Raw genomic sequence first — 21242 nt, forward strand, 5'->3', positions numbered from 1 at the left:
AAGAAGTCAAGAGAATGAGGCTCCCCGCCTCTTTCGGCAAGATCAAAGTCTCTCAAAACACTTATGAAGAGCACGCATGAATGTCATGGATGCAGTCTTCAGCCTGATCGAAACAGCCAATCAGCGCCATGGGCATAAACTGTGGGTTTCCAGAGCATCACGGGGCGACGGAAACCCAAAGTTAGCAGTTTACTGTTATCGACTAATTACAAAGTTGGCACATTTTAATGCGCTGACCTGAATCGAACCTTGTCGAACCATGCTGCTGATAAGCCGTTCGATGCCCAAATGCGACATGCCAACCGGTTGGACGCCAAAGGATGCCAACGAATGAATGAAACGCCATTCGGACCTATATTGCATCACGATGGATTTCTGCAAACTGATGGGAAGCAGCAATGAATCCCCTTCATTATAGACCGGTTCAGGACTATTGGCCCGTATTTGGTGCCTTGATCTTTCTGATCGCCATGACGGTCGTTGCGTCTCATATCAACGAAACGCACAAATCGATGCTGTCGCTCGCAGACCAGAGCTTTCTGACGTCGGCTCAGAAAAAGGTCCAAGATGTCGAACTTCATTTTGACCGCTTGAAGCAGACAGGGGAGCGCATCGCGGCGTCTCATTCCGTTGAAAGCTACATAACCGGCAAAAAGAGCGAAGACGGAACCGAACAGGTCCTCTCAAAGAGAATTGACGAAATCGAGCAGCGTTTCAATCGCTTCCTGAGAAACTCAAACTCGCTCGAATACAACGTCTTCAGCTATCTTGCTTTCATTGATCGCGACGGCACACTGATAGCCAGTTCGGGCCACGCACAATCCCGCAAAACTTGCGGCGAGGCCACGTCAAAATTCGAAGCCAAGGTCAGTCTGGACTTCGAGCATCGCTTTGTCGTTGCGACCGCCCCGGTTTACCACCGCGCCGCCTATCAAGGCTGTATTCTGACACTCAGTGCCTTTGATGAGGTTCTTGATCTGCTGCAGCCCAGCCTTTCGGAACCCGACATCTTCGCTCATTTGGTGATGGATGATGGCCAGCTCATTATAGGCTCGGATGAAGTGGCTGCCTCCCACGGCGTGCATCTGAACGCCGATATACTGACGGCACATAGCAAGAAAACAGTCCTGCATGATCTCCAGCTAGCCGAAGGACGTGGCAAGATGGTGGGGGTTTCCGTGCCGCTCAGAAATATGGCTGCATCCATGCACATGCTGCAGCCCGCATCCGGGTTTGCTGGGGGGGCCTTGTCGGACAATTTCGCTCTGCCGCTGTTGGGATTTTCCTGCTTCATGCTGATCTTTACGATCGGCATTAATCATCTGAGAATAAAGAACAACCGATTGAAAACCGAGTTCGGCATCATCAGAGAGCAGAGCCGGTTGCTTGCAAGGAAAAACAACAAGCTCTCCAGAGAGATCGAGCGCAGAAAGTCGGCGGAGGCAGATTCGCGCGAAAAGGCGCTTGAGCTGGAATCGCTGAACACGGATCTGCAAATTGCAGCCACCGCATTCGAGAGCATCGAAGGGATGGCAGTGATCGATACGAAGAAAACAATTCTCAAGGTGAACTCAGCGCTGCTGGACATGCTGCAAACTGATGAAGCCACGCTCTTGAACAGACCCATTCTCGACTTGTTAGACTACACTCTGGAATTAGAGAATGCATTCTCCGAAGTCTGGGAAACCTTGGAAGCCAGACAGGGCTGGCAAAGAGAGGTTCAGGTCAGAAACAAATCCGGTGATAAAATTGAACGTTGGATGGCGGTCTCTCCGGTTTTGAACAAACACGGCAATCCAACCCACTATATTCTCACTTTCTATGACCTGTCGGCGCAAAAACAGGCAGAAGACAGAGTGCGCCAATTGGCATTCCATGACCAGTTGACCGACTTGCCCAACCGTTCCCTGCTGATCGATCGCTTGCAGCTTGCCATGAAGGCCAATGCACTGAAGGGCACCTATTCAGCGGTAATGTTCCTCGATCTTGATAACTTCAAGACCCTCAATGACACCTTGGGTCATGATGCAGGGGATGAACTCCTCATTGCCGCCGCAAGACGACTGCAAGCCAGCGTCGGAAAAGAGCAAACCGTCGCCAGATTCGGTGGAGATGAATTCGTCATCTTGATGCCGAAGCTCAATGGCCAAACGGCCAAAGAGGCTGCTCTGGATGCAGAAATCTTCTCATTCAGTATATTGGACGCTTTTGAGCAGCCATTCCAACTTGCCGGCGTCGCACATCGCTGTACGACAAGCATCGGCATCGCAACATTTGGCCCGGAAGTAAAAACCTATGAAGACATCCTGAAGCATGCCGACATTGCCATGTATCAGGCAAAGAGGGACGGGCGGAATGCCGTGCGCTTCTATGACCCCGCACTTCAGGAAAACCTGTCGCACAGGATGCGGCTGGAACGAGATCTGCGAACAGCCGTCAAACAGCAGGAATTGACGCTATTCTACCAGCCTCAGGTCAGTTTCCAAGGCGCGGTGACCGGCGCAGAAGCGCTGCTACGCTGGAAGCATCCTGAACTGGGCTATGTGTCGCCCGCCGAGTTCATTCCCATAGCGGAAAGCTGCGGACTGATACCGGAGCTGGGCAACTGGATTCTGGATACCGCGTGTCAGCACCTGGCTGAATGGCAAAACAATCCGGACCTGCGCGATCTGACACTTTCAGTCAATGTGAGCGCCATTCAACTGCATCATTTCAACTTTGTCGATCAGGTCCTGACAAGGCTGGCAAAGCACAAGGCTCCCGCCACCAAGCTGAAGCTTGAAATTACGGAAAGCCATCTGGTGGACAATGTCGAAGACGCAATCACCAAGATGGAACAGTTGCGCCAACAAGGAGTCCGTTTCGCGCTTGACGATTTCGGCACCGGCTACTCCTCGCTCTCCTATCTCAAGAAGCTGCCTCTTGATCAATTAAAGATCGATCAGAGCTTTGTCCGATCGCTACCCTGCGAACCGAACGATGCCGCCATCGCCAAGATGATCGTCGCGTTGAGTGAAACGCTTGAACTGTCGGTGATCGCGGAAGGCGTTGAAACGGAAGAGCAGCGCGATTTTCTCCACTCCGTCGGCTGTGACGACTATCAGGGCTTCTTTTTCGCCAAACCATTGCCACATGACGAATATGTCGAGTTTGCCTCTCTCTTTTCAGGCAAGTCACCCCATCAGACTGATAGCGCGAACCGCGCTGCCAGTTGATCAGGTGGAGCCGAGGATGCAGGCACCCCCGGCAGAGCAATCTAGGCCCTTCCAACAAAAGCACCCGTCACCGCCGGGTTGCCCGTCCCTCACGTTTTCGGCTTGCCATAACCGAAATCCGTGAGAATGGCGAACAGGCTTGGCACCAGGAACAGAGACAGGACCGTGGCCGTCAGCAAACCGAATGCAAGGCTGTTGACGAGCGGGATGAGAAACTGCGCCTGCGTACTGCTTTCTGCCAGCAATGGCAACAACCCGGCAATCGTGGTCATTGACGTCATCACCACGGCTCTGAAGCGGGCTTTTGCGGCCTGTTTGGTCGCGTCCATCGGGTCATGCCCGGCTTCCATTTCCCCATGTATGAAGGAGACCAGAAGGATCGAATTGTTGACCACCACCCCCGACAGGGTCGCCAGACCGACAAGACTTGGAATGGAGATGTCCAGTCCCATTGCCAGATGCCCGAGGACCATGCCGATGGCCCCAAGAGGGATCGCGGCAAGGACAATGATCGGCAAGACATAACTCTTGAACTGGAAGCTGAGCAGAATAAAGACAAAGGCAAGGCCAATCAGGAAGTTGGTCCGCAAGGAGCTGCCCGTTGTTGACGCTTCTTTGCCCTGACCGTTGAAGGCCATGGACACACCGGGATAGTTCTTCTTCAGGGCCGGAGCGAACTTGCTCTTCACCTCCATCATCAATTCACGCGCATTGACGATGTTGGGCTTGATCGCCCCGATGACAGACACGGTACGCATGCCATCGACACGGTTGATGCGCGCATAGCCGCGACTTTCGGTGACATCAGCCACCGTGGCCAGAGGCACCTTCGAGCCGTCCGCGGCGGTTACATAGATCGCATTGATGCCACCACGGCTGTCAATTGCGCCATCGGCAAGCCGCACACGCACATCAACACCATAGCGACCGGTCTGAACCTCAAGGCCAGTATTGCCCTGCACGATAGAGCGCAATTCTTCTGACACGCCCTTGCCCGTCAGCCCAAGACTCCCCGCATCGTCATGCAGCTTGACAACATATTCAGGCTTGCCAGGACGCAGATCATCAAGCACATCGACAACTCCGTCATAGCCATAGAGAAAGACCTTTAGATCATCGGCCGCTTTCTTGATTTGCTCCAGATTGCCGCCCCGCAGACGCAGATCGATGGCATTGCCAGCAACACCGCGCTCCTTGTCGGTGAATTTCATGGCAAGGCTCCCCGGTACAGGTCCGGTCAGTTTCCGCCAACTCGAAAGCATCTCCTGCAAGGAGCCTTTGCGTTTCTGCGCTCGGATCAGGTCGGCACTGATGGTCGCCTGATGCGGCCCTTTCTCATGAGAGTCTGCATTGACCCCATAATAGACCAGAATATTGTTGACCAGATCGCGCTGTTCGCTCTGCAGGGGTTTGAACTTGTCATTGACCTTCTTGAGCGCTGCAACAACCTGCTGCACCGCCACTTCGGTCTCCGCAAGCGGCGTTCCCTGTGGCATCAGAATACGGGCCTGAATGGTATCGCTTTCCAGTTTCGGGAAGGAACGGAATTTCAGCATCCCACTGGAAAAGGCCCCGTAAGACAGGATCAGCATGGCAAGGATCAGCCCGGTGGTCAGATAGCGCCAGGATATCGCCCAATCGATCATTCGGCCAAAGACCCCATTGCGAAAGCCTTCGAACCCACGATCAAAGGCGGCGTGGAACCGAGATGGCTTTCTCTCTCCCTGTTTTTTGAGAGAATGATACAGATGGGACGGCAGAATCAGGAAGGCCTCGATGAGACTGATTGCCAGCGTGATGACAAGGATCACCGGCAGGACCTTGAGCACCGCCCCGATTTTACCGGCCATCAGAGCCAATGGGCCGACAATCAAAATCGTCGTGAGGAAGGACGAAATGACGCTTGGCAACACCTGCAAGGTGCCTTTCACCGCCGCATCCAGTTCATCTTCGCCCTTTTTGAGACGCGCGCCGATATTTTCCGAAATGACGATGGCATCGTCCATCAGCAAGCCAGTCGACACGATCAGCCCGACCATGGTCATGGTGTTGAGCGTATAGCCCAGCCCCTGCATGGCAAAGATGGCCCCGAGAAAGGAAACCGGCAGCCCCATCGCCACCCAGAAACTGTAACGCAGCGAGAAGAACAGCCACATCACCAGAAAGACGAGCGCCAGACCCTGAAGGCCATTCTCGGAAAGGATGCGCAACCGATCCACAATGTTGGGGGAGACATCCTGAGAGATGTTGAGACTGACGCCCGGAGGCGCCATGGACCGTTCATTTTCCAGAATGGTATCAATCAGCGCCTTGACCTTCAGGGTATCCTGTTTGGGGGTCTTGGCAATTTCGATCAACGCGGCACGCTGGCCGTTGAACGTGACCTTGTCTTCGGCAAATTCAAACGCACGGGATAATGCTGCAATATCCTTCAGGCGCACCACACCACCATTGGCCGAGCTTTTGACGACGATATTGGCAAATTCGCGCGGTTTTCTGCGCTGGTCGGCATAGCGCAGAACCAAATCACCGCTTTTGGTCTCCAACGTACCCGATGGCAAGTCGACACTCTGGGCCTTGATGGCAGACGTGACGTCATTGATGCTCATGCCCAGATCCCGCAGCGCGGCTTCGGACACGCGAATATCAATCACCGGATCAGAAAACCCCTTCAGGGTTGCCTGAGCGATCTGCTTGTTACGCATCACCCGCGAGAGGACCTTGTCGGCATAGGCAAACAAACCGCCCGGATCATCGATGCCCGTGATGGCAATCGTCGAAATGGTTGCAGTCCGCTCCATCTTGGTGACTGAGGGCCGTTCAACATTGGCCGGGAAGCCGGTTATGGCTTCGATTTCGCTCTTGATGTCATTGTAAAAGGTATCGAAGTCCCGCCCCTCGATCATCGTGACCACGCCAATGGCCAGATTTTCCCGTGCTTCACAGGTCAGTTCCAGCTTGTCGGGAATGACCCCGAGGGCTTCCTCGACGCGCAAACAGATCGCCTCTTCCACATCGAGCGCCGTTGCCCCCGGATAGGTGACGCGCACTTCCACCTGCGTCGGATCAGTGATGGGAAAGGTATCCCGTTGCAGCTTGGGCAGCGCCAGCACGCCGACAAGCAGGATTGCGACCATCAGCAGATTGGCTGCTGTGGGATGCTTTGCAAAATAGCGGATCATGATTATTTTGCCCCTTTGCTTGGCGCTTTGCCAGAGGCTTCTGCCATCACGCGTTCGAGCAATTTCTTGTCAGGCTTGGGTCCCACCAGCATGCCGTCGACAGGGGCGGGCATATCGGACACGATGACCTTCTCCTTTGGCTCCAGACCAGACATCAAAACGGCGATGTCTCCCTGAATATAGGCCACCTTGACCGGCTTGAAGCGAAGGCGCTTTTCCGCATCGACCACCATCACCTTGCCCTTGCGAATGGCAGAGGCCGGGAGCGCGAACATGTTCTTTCTCGGCATCCCCTGAAGAATGACCTCGACCGCAGTATCCGTCACCAGAGGCGGTTTCTGCCCCGGGCTGGCCTGCCCATAGGGGTCCTGCACGGTCAGCACGATCCCCCGCGTTCGGGTTTTGGGATCCATCGCCGCAGTCACGCGGTCAACCCTTGCCTCCCAAATGATGTCGGACCGGGGTGTATGCAGAACCACCTTGGCTTTCATGGCCTTGTGACGGTTGGCATCCGCTCCCTGCTGAGAAGACAAGGCATTGAGTGGTGCACCGACTTCGCCCGCTTTTCCGATCAGGGGACGCAACGCCCCGATTGGCAATTGTGCGACAATCTCCGCAACAGCAATGCCATCTCCTGAAAACAGCTTCTGCCCTTTATTGACATATTGGCCCACCGAAATATCAACCGACGACAATCGCACATCAAACGGCGCCTTGAGCTCGGTGCGCTTAAGGTTGAGCAGCGAGATCTCGCGTTGCTGCTGGAGAACTTTACCTTCCGCTTCGTTGAGCTTCAGGGTGCTTTTGAGCGTCTGAACCTTGGCATCTTGAGTCAGCAATGCCCGTTCTGCAGCATCAACACCAGCCTGCGAAGTCGAGCCGCGCGAAAGCAGGGATTTCTTTCGGCCCAGATCATCCTCAAGCAGAGCCAAGGCTCGTTGTTCGATTTTCAACGAAGCCGCAATTGTGTCCGTTTTGGTGTTCAACGCCTCGATCTGGGCCTCGATCTGGGCGAGCGCCAGTTCATATTCCCGCTCGTCGATTTTCAAAAGGCTTGCGCCTTTCGCAATGAGCAACCCATCCCTCAGACTGTCTGCCGTCCAGATAACCGGACCGGCCACCTGCGCCACAGCGTCCCATTTGCGATCCGGCTGCACCTTGCCATAGGCCGACACGGACGGGACAACCGTCATTGGCTTGGCACCAATGACTTTGACCGGCGTCGGCTTTTCCTTCCCTTGCGTTGCGACTTGAGGAGATTTGGCCGATTGCCCGGACAAAACGAAAAGGCCGATTGCGAGGGCCACCGGAGGAACAATCAGGAGTTTTTTCAGGATACTCATATCGAAGCTCTTTGCGCAGCTATGGAAGGGAAAACCGCGTGCCCGCGATCATGTTTATTATTTCGAAAATACTGTAACAGAAAATTTAGCTCAAGATACAAAGCGTAACGAAGCGTATCGCTTTGTAATCAAATGTCAGCCCAAAGCATCATGTGCGCTGGACAAAATAAAATAATTGCGAATAAATGAATATTAGGACCCCAACCCCAGAGACCGGACAAACCATATGACCAACAAACTCGGACCTGTTGCCCTTTTGGCAGCAATCTGCCTTTCAGCCCCCGCCGCCGCACAGAGCGGCATCGCGCTTTATGAAGACAATTGTGCTGCCTGCCATGGCGGCTACGAAATGGGAGATGATCGTGTTGCTCCGCCGATTTTCGCGGTTCAGGGCCATTACCTCTCGGCCTATCCGGACAAGACCACCTTCACCAAAGCCATTGTGGCATGGGCAAAGGACCCAAGTCTGGCCCGCGCCCGCATGCCCGGCGCCATTCGTCGGTTCGGCTTGATGCCAGCGGTCGAACTCTCCGATGAGGATGCGGCAAAAATCGCAGAATTCATCTATGACGGTCAGTTTGATCGCCCGGGATGGTATGCCGATCACTATCGTCAAGAGCATGGCAAGGCGCCCAAATGATCGCCGAACCATCAGCTTGGTCAAAATGACGCAGCATAACCATGCATATGTTTGTCATTTTTGACTTTCGTATAATTTCTTCACAGAGATGCATCCTGTTTGCTAACACGGAATCAAATCTGATGAAGGGGGAGCCGGTCCAAACCGGCTTCTTGATCTGACAATGCAATCCATACGCAAGGACATGTTGGCCCTGTGCATCACGCTGATCGCGCTGATCAGCCAGATGTTCTTTGGCATTGTTCATGCGACATCGATCTGGACCGCAGCCGCCGGCCCGATCGCTCAGGTTGAAGTCGGGTCCGTTGCACATAGTTTCCTTCAGATTTGTTCTGCCGGTGGTCTCGTCACCCTTGAGGGCGAGACCGAGGGCTCTGGAACCTTTGATCCAAGCCTCTGTTCTGTCTGTTCTTCTGCTGTCGCCTCTCCCACACTGGAAGGCGAGCAGCCGGTTCTGCCGACGGCACAGCAGGTCTTCACAACAGTCTCTTTCAAGTCCGGTGACCAAATTGGCACACCAAGGCTGGCGCAGGCCAACTTCGCTCGCGGTCCTCCTCTCTTTTCCTGACATTGATGCAAGGCCAGACCAACTGCACCCATTTCCCATGGGCGCATGCGCCAGATATTGAGCCATCGTCGGCTATTGCCCGCGGTTGGTCTTGCCTTTCCCTTCATTCCGTTTTGAAAAGAGAGACCAACTCATGAACCGTCGTACCCTTTTGACCTCGGCAGCGCTCGCCCCTGTTGCGCTGGCCCTGTCCTCCCTCGCCGCCTCTGCCAAGATGGTCACCCCTTGGGAGTGGACCCGCAAGAATGGCGTCACGGGCCATATGCAAAAAGACCCCGATCCGACCGACAAGGAATTCGAGAAATATCCGCGCTGCACCTATTGCGGCATGGTGCGTGAACAATGGAGCCACTCGCGCCATCTCATTCAGTATGACGATGACTCGACCGAGGGCACCTGTTCGATCCATTGCGCCTCCTTGTCCATCGGCCTCAATATGGATCGTGCACCCAAAAACATCTGGGTGGGAGACGCAGGATCAGACGCCGAGGTCAAACCGTTGATCAAGGTTGAAGATGCCCACTACGCCCTCGACCCCTCCAAGCCCGGCACCATGTCAGCAACGCGCAAATGGGCCTATGCCGACCCGGCCAAGGCTGCTGCGGTTGGAGCAGAGCGCGTGGTGCCTTTCGAACAGGCGCTGGAAGCGGCTTATTCCGACATGGCGAAAAACACGCTGATGATCCGCAAGCGCCGGGCTGAGAAGCGAGCCCACATGGCCAAGAAAATGAAGATGATGAAAGACAAGGCCAACTAAGCCACAACCTCCATCATCTTGATGGAATGGAGGACAAGCCAACGGCGGAGTGAGCCCCGTCACGGCTTGTCCTTTATTCGCATCCTCTTGCCGCGGGAGCGCGCCAATGTGCACAAGACCCAATCTGACCAGACGCAGCCTGATTGCCGCCGGGTTGTCAGCGCCAATGATGCTGCACGCAGCAAAGGCATCGGCCTCCGAGCTGCTTTTCACACCCTTTGGCACGCCTATGCCGCATGATCGCGACGCCTGCCCGGTTTGCGGCATGTTTCCCGCGCGTTATCCAGACTGGATTGCGACGGTGCTCTACAAAGACGGCCATGCCGACCATTTCGACGGAGCAAAGGACCTGTTCAAATATCTGCTCGATATGGACAAATATGCCTCGGGGCGCAAAAGGGAAGACATCCTGCATGTGGGCGTAACGGACTATTATGCAATCGAGCGGATAGACGCCCGTAAAGCCCTCTATGTCATAGGCTCCGACATTTTGGGACCGATGGGCCATGAACTTGTGCCCCATCCGGATCGCTATGATGCGGATGAGTTCATGAAGGACCATCAAGGCAAGCGCATCCTGACCTTTGGGGATGTGACGATGGATCTTCTGCTTGGCCTGGACAACGGGGAGTTCCGGCTCAAATGACCCTTCGTCCATCCCTCGCCATCGTCTCCTTGCTTTGCGTCCTGACGGTCCTGCTTGGTGCAGCCCTGCTCCATGCCGGCCTGTCCCCCATGCGCCAGCAACATGCAAGCGGCCCGGTCCGACAGTTAGGCTTGAGCGATCTCGCGCTGTTCACCGAAGCCCGCTACACACGCCACCCGACCATGGCCGACCTTCACACCCCCTTTCAGGATCATCCGGTCTCTATTGATCACTTTCCCACCGGCTCACTGGTCGGACCGCCACAGCATCTGCGACAGCTTGGTGGACAGATGACAATCGAGGGAGTGTTAAGACCATGACCCATTCTCCTCTGCGGCGACAGTTGAACTTGATCGACTTCACACTCGCCGCGATGCGCCGACGCCTCGGGCGCAACGCCATTCTCTTTGTCGTTTATGTGCTCGTTATTTTTCTCCTCGCCTCCGTCATGTTCTTCTCCCATGCCATCCGGCGCGAAGCGTCTGTGATGCTTGCCGACGCCCCGGAAATCACCATCCAGCACCTTGTCATGGGGCGTCACGATCTGGTGCCCCTCTCCTATCTCGACAAGATAGGCAAGATCCGCGGCGTTCGATCGGCAGAGGGGCGGCTCTGGGGTTACTATTATGACCGGGGCACCAAGGCGAATTATACCCTGATGGTGCCGGGCAAGAACGCAACAAACCTCAAGCTGGAGGAAGGCCAAACCATTCTTGGCGAAGGGGTTGCCCGTCTGCGCAAGGCCCAAAAAGGGCGCATACTGGCTCTCAGCTCACCGACAGGCAAACCGCTTGTCATGCGCATCAAGGACATTCTGACCAGCGACAGCGCTCTGGTCACCTCTGATCTGGTGCTGGTCAGCGAAGCGGACTTCCGCAAGTTTTTCAACCTGCAGCAAGATGTCTATACCGATCTGGTCCTCAGCGTACGCAATCAGCGTGAAGTCGCAACGATTGTGGGAAAAGTATCCTATCGTCTGCCTGATGCCCGCATCGTCACCCGCAGCGATGTGTTGCGCACTTATGAGGCCATTTTCTCCTGGCGCGAAGGCTTGCTGCTGGCCCTGCTCGGCACCTCGATCATTGCCTTCACGATTTTCGTCTTTGACAAGGCGTCGGGTTTGTCCGGAGAAGAGAGACGGGAAATCGGCATATTGAAAGCCATTGGCTGGGACACCGGAGACATTCTGGCGATGAAAGTCTGGGAGGCAGCACTGCTGTCCGGCCTGTCCTTCCTGACGGGAACATTGACAGCCTATGCTCATGTCTTCCTGTTTGACGCTGGATTGCTCAAGCCGGTCTTGCAGGGCTGGGGCGTGCTCTATCCCGACTTCACCCTTCCCCCCGCGATTGATGGCTTGCAATTGGCGACGCTCGCCTTTTTCACCATTGTGCCCTTCACGGCCGCCACCATTGTGCCGATCTGGCGGGCCGCCATCACAGACCCGGAACAGGTGATGCGATGATCACACTTGAAAATGTGTCCAAGTCCTATAATGACGGCCAGCCAAACGAGGTCCGGGCCGTCCAGTCTGTCTCCCTGTCCCTCCCCCTCAACCAGACGACTGTCTTCAAGGGTCCAAGTGGCTCTGGCAAGACGACCCTTCTTAGCGTGATCGGCTGCCTCGCGCGGCCGACATCAGGTCGCGTGCATCTGAAAGGAGAGCTGATTTCCGGGTTGCCCGAGAAGTTCATGACCGACATTCGCCGTCAGACATTCGGCTTCATCTTCCAGCGTTTCAATCTCATTCGCGGCATGACGGCCCTTGAGAATGTCATGGCCCCGGCCTTGCCACTGGGGCTTGACCATGGAGCACTCAAGCGAAAAGCGATGGATTTGCTCACCCAATTGCGACTTGATCACCGCGCCTCTGCCCCATCCGAGCTTCTTTCCGGCGGCGAAGCGCAACGGGTCGCCATTGCCCGTGCGCTGATCAACGATCCCGCCATCCTCATTGCTGATGAGCCGACCGCCAATCTCGACACCACCCTCACTGCAGACTTTCTCGCCACCATGGACACGCTGCGTCAGGCAGGCAAGACCCTGTTGATGACCAGTCATGACCCACGCATTTGGCAGGCCCCGTTGGTCGACAGGATTGTCAGCATGGAAGATGGGGCCGTTGTCGAGATCGAGCTCGGAACCAAGACGGGACATGCGCCATCATGATTTTTCAAAGCACGATTCTGGCGCTCTTGCTGGTGGCGAGCCTTTCCAGCCTCATCCTGCTCTGGGCGGCGCATTTTTCCTATCAGATCCTCCAGCGTTGGAATCTGGACAGCGGGTTGGCGCAGCAAATCCGGATGGAACGCAAGACCTACCTCGTCTCCACGGCGCTGGCTTTCGTCATGGGGATCGAGCTGATCAGCCTGTTGCTGTTTGTCTATAATGCGGACCGGATGGCGGTGATGTTCACCGGCGCCATGTGTGCGGTCGGCACCCTCAATGTCAACGCCTATGGTTTTCCGGCCTTGCTGTTCAAACTGGCAGCCTTTTTCGGGGCCTTTGTCTGGCTCATTCTCAACAAAGTGGATGGCAAGGGGCGCGATTATCCCCTCACCCGTTTTAAATATGCCTTCCTGATTGGATTGGCCCCCGTGATGCTCGCCAGTGCCGGGCTGCAACTGGCCTATTTCCTCAATCTGGAAACCGAAGTCATCACCTCCTGTTGCTCGCGCCTCTTCACCCCGGAGGTGTCCGGCCTTGAAGCCCAGCTGGCATCAATGGATGCCGAGTTGGCTTTGTGGCTGCTCTATGCCGGTCTTGGTGTCCTGACCTTGCTGGCAACGCTTGGGCTGTGGCGATCCCGCCTGTCTGCCCTCTATGCTTTTGTCAGCCCTTTCTATTTTCTAGCGGCCATCACGGCGATCATCTCGGTGATTGCCCCCTACATTTATGCCCAGCCGCACCATCACTGCCCGTTCTGCATCCTCAAACCTGAATATGACTTTATCGGCTATGGGCTTTATCTCAGCTTGTTCATTGGCACCGGTTTCGCCTTGGCAGCGGGCTTTCTGTCTTTGCCCATCAAGGCCACACGGGCCGCAAGCCTGACATCTCACCTGCCGCAAGCTGTCTCACGCTATATCGGATATTCAATCGCCGCCTATCTGACCTTTGGTGCCCTGTGTCTCTTTGCGATCTGGACGTCCAATCTACGGCTCTTTGGCTAAATGACCTTGCCCGGTGCAGGCAAAGGTGCGATGTCACATTATCCGCCCTGTTCTCGCAGGCACTGTCATTCTGGGGGCCATCATGAAGATTCACATTCTCGACGACTGGTTCGACACCTTGAAAACGCTGCCATGCTTTGGAAAGCTGGACCAGCATCAGGTGACGGTCTGGACAGACCATGTCGAGGATGAGGCCCGTCTGGCAGAGCGCCTCGGGGAGGCCGACATGTTGGTTCTGTTCCGGGAGCGAACAAATATCACCCGCGCCCTGATCGAAAGACTGCCCAATCTCAAACTGATCAGCCAACGGGGCGCTTACCCCCATATTGATGTCGAAGCCCTGACCGAAAAGCGCATATTGCTATGCTCGAAAAAGCCCGCCAATGAGCCGAACTACGCAGCGGCCGAATTGACCTTTGCCCTCATTCTGTCCGCCATGCGGCAATTGCCCCAGCAAATGGCATCGCTCAAGGCCGGACACTGGCAAATGGGTGTCGGCAAAGGCCTGCGGCACCGGACCCTTGGATTGTATGGCTATGGCAAGATCGCCAAGGCTGTCGCCCACTATGCCCAAAGCTTCGGCATGAAGGTGGTTTGGTGGGCGTCCGAGGAAGGCCGGGCACGGGCCTTGAAAGAGGGTCAAATGGTTGCAGCATCCCGGCAGGCCTTTTTTGCCAACAGCGATGTGGTGTCCCTGCATGTGCGCCTGACGCCTGAGACACGTGGGCTCATCACCGCCGATGATCTGGCCGCAATGAAACCCGACGCCCTGCTGGTCAACACGTCCCGCTCAGGCCTCATGCTGCCAAATATACTGCTTGAGGCGCTCAAGGCCGGTCGCCCCGGCATGGCCGCTGTCGATGTCTTCGACAAGGAGCCTGTCACGGATCCCGATGATCCGCTGCTCTGCCACCCCAATCTCATTGCCACTCCGCATATCGGTTTTGTCACCGAGGATGAGCTAGATATCCAGTTCGCGGACATCTTTGATCAGATCAACGCCTATGCCAACGGGGCACCTGTCCACATGATCAACCCTGAAATATGGCCTCAAGTGCAGCCCGATTGAGCAATCCTGCCCACTCTGACGAAACCCAATTTCAGGCCTCTGGTCAAAACGCAATCAGGCTTCCGGTACGAAGCCGTTATGCTTGGTGATCACCTCCAGCATGGCTGAATCATCCTCTTCTGCGACACTGGACAGAGCCTCCTTATACCAGCCATAGGCGGTCTCGCCGATGGACAGACCCGTCTCGTGCGCCTTGGCCATCGCCATGCAGTAACGTGTGTCCTTCTCCCTCAGACCGATGGCAAGACCGGCCTGATCGGACAGTTTGTTATGGGCCATGGCGCGGATCATCCGTACTGTATGGCGGCTCGCACAAGGGCCACTTTCCACCGCAGCAACCAAGGTGTCGGGATCTAGGTTCAACTTGTGCGCCAAATGGGTGGCCTCGGCGATCGCGGCAACATGCACCGCCCCCAGCATATTGTTGATCAGCTTGAAGCTGGTGCCCGTCCCCACCGCCCCAAAATGCAGAATTGACTCCGAGAGAACCTCCAGAACGGGGCGCGCCCTTGCAAGCACGTCCGCATCGGTTCCAACCAGCAGAACAAGGCTGCCACTGGCAGCGCTGGCAGGAGGGCCGAGCACCGGACAATCGATATAATGCACACCATGGGCTTTGGCGGCTTCTGCAAGTCGTGTCACATGAACATGCGAGATCGTGGAACATTCCACCACCATCATGCCCGGCTTGGCGGCGGACAGAGCCCCATCCTCAGCCATCCAGACCTGCTCCGAGGCACCATCATCGGCCACCATGGAAATGACCATATCAGCCTCTTTCGCAGCCCCTGCAGGATTATGCGCCACGCTGGCACCCAACGCAGCTAGCGCGTCGCATTTGTCCAAAGACCGGTTCCACACCGTCACCTCATGACCTGCCTTCAAGAGGCACGCCGCCATGCCGCGTCCCATTAGGCCGAGGCCCAGAAATCCGATTTTTGCCATGAGTTTCTCCTTTTTATGGGTCCCTGAAAGGGCGCACAAAACCGTGCCGCCAAGGCGGTCTGACCGACAGGGCGTAGAAAGTGACAACAAACCAGCATGCAGGATTCGCAGGAAAATTCCAGTTTGCAGATTTTTATCAGATCCCGGATCAACCACCCGACAAACGACCCCAGCGCTTTGTCCGTCATTTCGGCCCTTAAGCCATTATGGACCAAAGCCATGGCGCATCTCCCACCCAAGCATTTTACAGCAAATGCCCCGTCATGATCGGGTCAACAGCTAGGGCAAAGTGGAAATAATGCACAATGATCATGGGAGAATGCTTAGTCAGCAACTGCGACAAAAGAGTAGAAGAGGCGGCACGAAATCAGTCGGGAGGATTATGCCTTCTGGTTTCCTCCAATGGCTTTTGAGGCAGAGGGACAAAGCGTCTTCTGTCAACACTCCCACATGGTCATTGGAGATCATTCTGTCCATGATGGAGGAAAAATTGTTCAAATCTTTCAATACACTACTTGCCGCAGCCACTGTCGCCATTGGCCTCTCCACGGCGGCTCAAGCCGCTGATGCGCTCAAGATCGGTTTCTCCAACCGCACGCTGAATGGTGCCTTCTTTGTCGGCCTGACCGAATATATGAAGCTCAAGGGCGAAGAGGCAGGATATGAAATCCTGACCACCGATGCAGCCGGCAACCTCGACAAACAGGTCTCTGACGTTGAAGATATGCTTGCTCAGGGCATCGACTATCTGGTGCTCAATCCGCAAGATCCGGCAGCTGGTGTCCGCATCGTTGACATGGCCACCAAAGCAGGCATTCCAGTCATCGATCTGGACAGCGACATCTCGCTCAACGCCCCGGTCGTCACCCGTGTGATGGCCAACAATGCCGCCAACAACCGCCTGATCGGTGACTTCGCTGTCGAACAGTTTGGCGATGCACCTATCAACGCGGTGGTCATTTCCGGCAATCAGGGCAATCTGGTCGGCGAAGCCCGCCGCGTCAACTTCATGTCCGGTGTGATGGAAGCCCAGATCCGCGATCATGGCTCTTCCAATTTCACCATTCTTGCTCAGAGCTGGGGCAACTGGGACCAGCAGGGCGGCCTGAAAGCCATGGAAGACGCCCTTGTGGCCCACGGCGACAAGATCAACGCTGTCTATTCCGAAATGGATGACATGGCGCTGGGTGCCATTCGCGCGCTCAAAGCCGCTGGCAAATTGGGCGACGTCAAGGTCTTTGCCCATGATGGTTACAAATTCGCTCTCGATTCCATCGAACGGGGCGAACTACAGGCAACCGCCTCCAACAACCCCAAACTGCTGATCGAAAAAGTGATCGAAGTAATCAAGGGCTATGAGGCCGGCAAACGCGACTTCAGCGATTATGAATATATCGCGCCGCTGCTGATCACCAAAGACAACGTCACTGAATATTACGACCCTGATTCCCTTTACTAACCATTAGACAGGTGGGCAGATCCCTGCCCACCTGATCGTTACCGGATAAGCGACGGGAGGATCAATCCATGACACACCCTGCGATTGTCGTTGAAGGTGTCAAGAAGCGCTTTGGCGGTGTCCGTGCCCTTTCAGATTTCAACCTGCGGGTCGACAAAGGCACCATCCATGCGATCGTTGGAGAAAACGGCGCTGGAAAATCCACTTTCATGAATATCTTGTCGGGGATCATTCGACGCGATGCCGGGCGGGTGCTGCTTGACAATGTCGACGTCCATTTCGAAAATCCGCAACAGAGCCAGCAGGCGGGTGTCGGGATCGTTCATCAGGAACTGGCCCTGTCGCCGGACCTGTCGGTTGCAGAGAATATCTTTCTCGACGATATGGGTCTGGGGCGCAGCACCATCAACTGGACTATCATCAATGCCCGTGCGGGCGAGTTGCTGAAATCCTTTGGCTTTCCCATTGATCCGCGCACCCGCGCTGGTGATCTCTCGGTTGCCTATCAGCAGATGGTGGAAATCACCAAGTCGCTGGCCAAGGATGTCAACATCCTCATTCTCGATGAGCCGACCGCCGTTCTGACCGACCCGGAAATCGACCTGCTCTTTGCCAATCTCAACAAGCTGAAGGCCAAGGGCGTCACCATCCTCTATATCTCGCACCGTCTGGAAGAAATCTTCCGCATCGCCGATGGCATCACAGTCATCAAGGATGGCGTGACCGTGCGCGATCTCGACCCCAAGACCTGCACGGAAGCCGATATCATTCAGGCAATGGTCGGACGTGAGCTGAAATCCCTCTTCCCGGAAAAGAAACCGGCCAGTGAGGAAAAACTGCTCGAGGTGCGCAACCTCACCCGCCGGGGTCTGATCGACGACATCAACTTGCATATCCGCAAGGGTGAGGTGGTCGGTCTGGCTGGTCTGGTGGGATCGGGACGCACCGAAATCGCCGAATGCATCTTTGGCTTGTCCGGCTACCAATCCGGCGAAATTCTCAAATCAGGCAAGCCCATCAAGGTCGCCCATCCGGCGGATGCAGTGGCTAAGGGCATCGGCCTCGTGCCGGAAAATCGCAAAGAACAAGGCGTCGTCCTACCCATCGGCATCGATGTCAATATGACCATGTCGCGTCTGTCCGGGGTTTCCACCTTCGGCATCTTGCAAAATGGTCGGGAAAAGTCCCTCACCCAGCGTCTGCGCGAGCAATTGGTCATCAAGCTCGGCCGCCTCAGCGACCCGGTTTCCAGCCTGTCTGGCGGCAACCAGCAAAAGGTGGTGCTGGCCAAGTGGCTCAATGTCGGCTGCGACGTCCTGATCTTTGACGAACCCACCCGCGGCGTCGATGTCGGAGCAAAGTCCGAAATCTACAATCTCATCCATAATCTGGCGGAAAATGGCTGTGGCCTGCTCGTCATCTCTTCTGAACTGCCCGAAGTCATCGGTTTGTGCCACCGCGTCTATGTCATGAGCGACGGACAGGTGGCCGGCGAGCTTGAGGGCGATGCTCTCACAGAAGAGAACATCATGCACCATGCCATCCCGAAACGCAGCATCCAATGAGAAGGCGTCCGTGTCCAAACGGCCCATGTCTCAAGGGAGTGAAACAACCATGACGAATTTGACCTCGCAAAGCAGCGCATCCGCAGAGTTCGAAGGCTGGAGCCGCACCAGGATCACCCGCCTGCTGCTCAACCAATCGACCCTGATTGCCTTCATTGTCATGCTTCTGGTGGCAATGGCCCTGACGGATCGCTTTTTCACCTACCAGAACTTTGCCAACATCATGCGCCAGTGTGTGCCGCTTGGCATCGTGTCTCTTGGCCTCTTGTTTGTCATTCTGACCGGCGGCATTGACCTGTCGGTCGGCTCGCTGATGGCCATTGTCTCGGTCGGAGTGGCCCTGTCCATTCCGCTCTACGGGCTTGTCCCGGCGCTGGCCATCGGCCTGATGATCGGCACCGTCTTTGGCGCTTTTTCCGGCATATTGGTCGCCTATTTCCGCGTAGCCCCCTTCATAGCGACATTGGCGGTGATGACCATTGCCCGCGGCGGGGCGCTGATCGTCTCCAAAGGTCAGCCGCAATTCATCAACGACTATACCTTCAACGACTTCGGTGTCAGCTCGCTGTTCGGGCTGCCCTCGACGCTCTATGTGCTGCTGGCCTGCTTCATCGTCGCCCTGTTTCTCTATGGCAAGACCGTCTTTGGCCGGCTGGTCATCTCGATCGGGTCGAACGAGATCGCCACACGCTTTGCCGGCATTCGGGTCGAACGCTACAAGTTCGGCGTCTATGTGCTATCCGGCTTTGCCTGCGCCATTGCCGGGATCATCGCCTCGACCCGAACCGGGGTCGGCTCGCCCATTCTCGCCCTTGGCTTTGAGCTCGACGCCATCGCGGCAGTCGTGGTGGGCGGTGCCAGCCTGTCTGGTGGCCGGGGTCGGGTGCTGGACACCCTGATCGGTGCCCTGATCCTGTCGGTGATCTCCAACGTGATGAATCTGCTCAACATTCCCGGCTACAACCAGCAGGTCGTCAAGGGGGTCATCATCATTCTCGCCGTGCTGCTTGAAAGCCTCAAGCTGCGGCTTCTCTACTCCACCCGCTCATAACCCATTGAGGAGGGTTCGAACATGACAAAACTCAACAACACCACGCTTGCAGCGCTACCCGAAGGCGTGATCCGCCCAACCTATGACCGCGCAAAAGCCACCATCGGCATCGTGCATTTCGGGGTCGGCGGCTTCCACCGCGCCCATCAGGCGATGTATCTCGACCAGCTGATGAATCGCGGCGAAGCGCTCGATTGGGGCATTTGCGGCGTTGGCGTCATGCCCGGCGACATGCGCATCCGCGACGCGCTGAAAAGTCAGGATTGTCTTTACAGCCTGATGGTCAAGAATCCCCACGGACGCTATGAAGCCAGCGTCATCGGTTCGATCCTTGATTTCAAATATGCGCCCGATGACCCGGAAGCTGTGATCGAATTGATGGCATCGCAAGAGGTGCGCATCGTCTCGCTGACCATCACCGAAGGCGGCTACAATTTCCATCACGTGACCGGCAAGTTCAATCTCGACAATCCGGACGTCGTCAAGGAACTGGCCGAAGGGGCCACCCCGATCACGGTCTTTGGTTATGTCACCGAGGCGCTCCGCCGCCGTCGCGAGCGGGGCATCGCCCCCTTCACCGTGTCGAGCTGCGACAATATCCAGAGCAACGGCGATGTCGCCAAAGAAATGGTCTGCGCCTTTGCCAAGGCCAAGGATGCGGAGCTCGGCGCATGGATCGATGCCAATGTCGCCTTCCCCAATGCCATGGTCGACCGCATCACCCCGGTCACTGCGCCCGAGGACATCACCGAGCTTGAAAAACGGTTTGGCATTGTCGATGCATGGCCCGTGGTCTGCGAACCCTTCACCCAATGGGTGGTGGAAGATCACTTCCCCCAAGGCCGCCCCGCCTATGAAAAGGTCGGCGTGCAAATGGTCGAAGATGTCGTCCCCTATGAGTTGATGAAGCTGCGCCTGCTCAATGCCAGCCATCAGGCCCTGACCTATTTCGGCTATCTCGCCGGGCGGCGCTATGCCCATGAAGTGGCAGGCGATCCGATTTTCGCGACCTTCCTGCTCAATTATATGGAAATCGAGGCCACCCCGACCCTGTCTCCGGTGCCGGGCATCGACCTCGATGCCTATCGCCACACGCTCATCGAGCGCTTTTCCAACCCGGAAGTCCGCGACACATTGGCGCGTCTGTGCGCCGAAAGTTCCGACCGCATTCCCAAATGGTTGCTGCCTGTGGTGCATGCCGAACTCGAAAAAGGCGGCGATATCTCCCGTTCTGCGGCAGTCGTGGCCAGTTGGGCCCGCTATGCCGAGGGCAAGGATGAGCAAGGAGCACCCATCGAAATCGTCGACCGGCTGAAGGACGAACTGATGGAAATTGCGTCCCATAACAACGACAATGATATTGCCTTCATTGAAAACCGCGAGGTCTTTGGTGATCTGGTGGATCAGCCGCGCTTTGTCAGTGCCTATCGTCAGGCGCTGGATTCGCTGCACACCGTTGGCGCTCTGGAGACGGTTCGCCGCTTCTCCTGATCTTTTCCGGGTGGTGGTTTCGCGCATTTTGAGACGCAAACGACCCTCCCAAGTTTCGCTACCCGGATCCCATGTCCGCCACACCCGTTTGATAACAGACGGGTGTGGTGGCCTATCGGCCTTTGCCATCAGTTGGGA

17 protein-coding genes are annotated in these 21242 nt (G+C 56.0%); 14 read left to right on the forward strand and 3 right to left on the reverse strand.

Annotated elements, in window-relative coordinates; genetic code table 11:
- The first annotated feature begins 512 nt into the window (after nt 1-512).
- Entirely contained in the window at nt 513-3215 is a 2703-nt protein-coding gene (locus FDK21_RS15605) for a GGDEF and EAL domain-containing protein (protein WP_210238807.1), read from the forward strand.
- A gap of 89 nt (nt 3216-3304) precedes the next feature.
- On the opposite strand, the gene FDK21_RS15610 is transcribed toward FDK21_RS15605, so the two are convergent.
- Nucleotides 3305-6397 (reverse strand): efflux RND transporter permease subunit, encoded by a 3093-nt coding sequence (locus tag FDK21_RS15610; RefSeq protein ID WP_138149669.1) that lies wholly within the window; start codon nt 6395-6397, stop codon nt 3305-3307.
- Nucleotides 6398-6399: 2 nt separating this feature from the next.
- On the reverse strand, nt 6400-7740 hold the full coding sequence (locus FDK21_RS15615; protein ID WP_138149671.1) for a hypothetical protein: 1341 nt from the start codon (nt 7738-7740) through the stop codon (nt 6400-6402).
- 226 nt (nt 7741-7966) lie between these two features.
- Here FDK21_RS15615 and FDK21_RS15620 point away from each other — a divergent pair, with 226 nt between their 5' ends.
- From FDK21_RS15620 to FDK21_RS15660, 9 genes are all read left to right on the forward strand, one after another.
- Complete coding sequence (locus FDK21_RS15620; protein WP_138149673.1) at nt 7967-8380, forward strand: cytochrome c; 414 nt, start codon at nt 7967-7969, stop codon at nt 8378-8380.
- Nucleotides 8381-8543: 163 nt separating this feature from the next.
- Nucleotides 8544-8948: a hypothetical protein gene (locus tag FDK21_RS15625; protein ID WP_138149676.1), complete on the forward strand. Its 405-nt coding sequence runs from the start codon at nt 8544-8546 to the stop codon at nt 8946-8948.
- Between the two features lie 133 nt (nt 8949-9081).
- Complete coding sequence (locus tag FDK21_RS15630) at nt 9082-9705, forward strand: twin-arginine translocation pathway signal protein (RefSeq protein WP_138149678.1); 624 nt, start codon at nt 9082-9084, stop codon at nt 9703-9705.
- Nucleotides 9706-9811: 106 nt separating this feature from the next.
- Nucleotides 9812-10351 carry a nitrous oxide reductase accessory protein NosL gene (locus FDK21_RS15635; protein WP_114011016.1) on the forward strand — a complete coding sequence of 180 codons (540 nt, stop codon included), beginning with the start codon at nt 9812-9814 and terminating at the stop codon, nt 10349-10351.
- Nucleotides 10348-10671, forward strand: coding sequence for a hypothetical protein (locus tag FDK21_RS15640; RefSeq protein ID WP_138149680.1), 324 nt, complete (start codon nt 10348-10350; stop codon nt 10669-10671). The genes FDK21_RS15635 and FDK21_RS15640 overlap by 4 nt, the downstream gene beginning before the upstream one ends.
- Nucleotides 10668-11816, forward strand: coding sequence for an FtsX-like permease family protein (locus FDK21_RS15645; RefSeq protein WP_138149682.1), 1149 nt, complete (start codon nt 10668-10670; stop codon nt 11814-11816). The genes FDK21_RS15640 and FDK21_RS15645 overlap by 4 nt, the downstream gene beginning before the upstream one ends.
- On the forward strand, nt 11813-12520 hold the full coding sequence (locus FDK21_RS15650) for an ABC transporter ATP-binding protein (protein WP_138149684.1): 708 nt from the start codon (nt 11813-11815) through the stop codon (nt 12518-12520). The genes FDK21_RS15645 and FDK21_RS15650 overlap by 4 nt, the downstream gene beginning before the upstream one ends.
- Nucleotides 12517-13524 carry a hypothetical protein gene (locus FDK21_RS15655; RefSeq protein WP_138149686.1) on the forward strand — a complete coding sequence of 336 codons (1008 nt, stop codon included), beginning with the start codon at nt 12517-12519 and terminating at the stop codon, nt 13522-13524. The genes FDK21_RS15650 and FDK21_RS15655 overlap by 4 nt, the downstream gene beginning before the upstream one ends.
- A gap of 82 nt (nt 13525-13606) precedes the next feature.
- Nucleotides 13607-14593, forward strand: coding sequence for a D-2-hydroxyacid dehydrogenase family protein (locus tag FDK21_RS15660; RefSeq protein ID WP_138149688.1), 987 nt, complete (start codon nt 13607-13609; stop codon nt 14591-14593).
- Between the two features lie 54 nt (nt 14594-14647).
- On the opposite strand, the gene FDK21_RS15665 is transcribed toward FDK21_RS15660, so the two are convergent.
- The gene (locus FDK21_RS15665) at nt 14648-15538 is read right to left on the reverse strand and encodes an NAD(P)-dependent oxidoreductase (protein ID WP_138149690.1); all 891 of its coding nucleotides are present in this window, start codon (nt 15536-15538) and stop codon (nt 14648-14650) included.
- 475 nt (nt 15539-16013) lie between these two features.
- Here FDK21_RS15665 and FDK21_RS15670 point away from each other — a divergent pair, with 475 nt between their 5' ends.
- The 4 genes from FDK21_RS15670 to FDK21_RS15685 all read left to right on the forward strand — a co-directional run bounded on the left by FDK21_RS15670 (nt 16014) and on the right by FDK21_RS15685 (nt 21104).
- Nucleotides 16014-16997, forward strand: coding sequence for a substrate-binding domain-containing protein (locus FDK21_RS15670; protein ID WP_210238808.1), 984 nt, complete (start codon nt 16014-16016; stop codon nt 16995-16997).
- Between the two features lie 68 nt (nt 16998-17065).
- Nucleotides 17066-18562 carry a sugar ABC transporter ATP-binding protein gene (locus FDK21_RS15675; RefSeq protein ID WP_138149692.1) on the forward strand — a complete coding sequence of 499 codons (1497 nt, stop codon included), beginning with the start codon at nt 17066-17068 and terminating at the stop codon, nt 18560-18562.
- Between the two features lie 49 nt (nt 18563-18611).
- On the forward strand, nt 18612-19613 hold the full coding sequence (locus FDK21_RS15680) for an ABC transporter permease (RefSeq protein ID WP_114011024.1): 1002 nt from the start codon (nt 18612-18614) through the stop codon (nt 19611-19613).
- Between the two features lie 21 nt (nt 19614-19634).
- Nucleotides 19635-21104 (forward strand): mannitol dehydrogenase family protein, encoded by a 1470-nt coding sequence (locus FDK21_RS15685; protein WP_138149694.1) that lies wholly within the window; start codon nt 19635-19637, stop codon nt 21102-21104.
- Nucleotides 21105-21242 lie beyond the last annotated feature (138 nt).

The sequence above is a fragment of the Cohaesibacter sp. CAU 1516 genome (genome assembly GCF_005771485.1).
Classification (GTDB): domain Bacteria; phylum Pseudomonadota; class Alphaproteobacteria; order Rhizobiales; family Cohaesibacteraceae; genus Cohaesibacter; species Cohaesibacter intestini.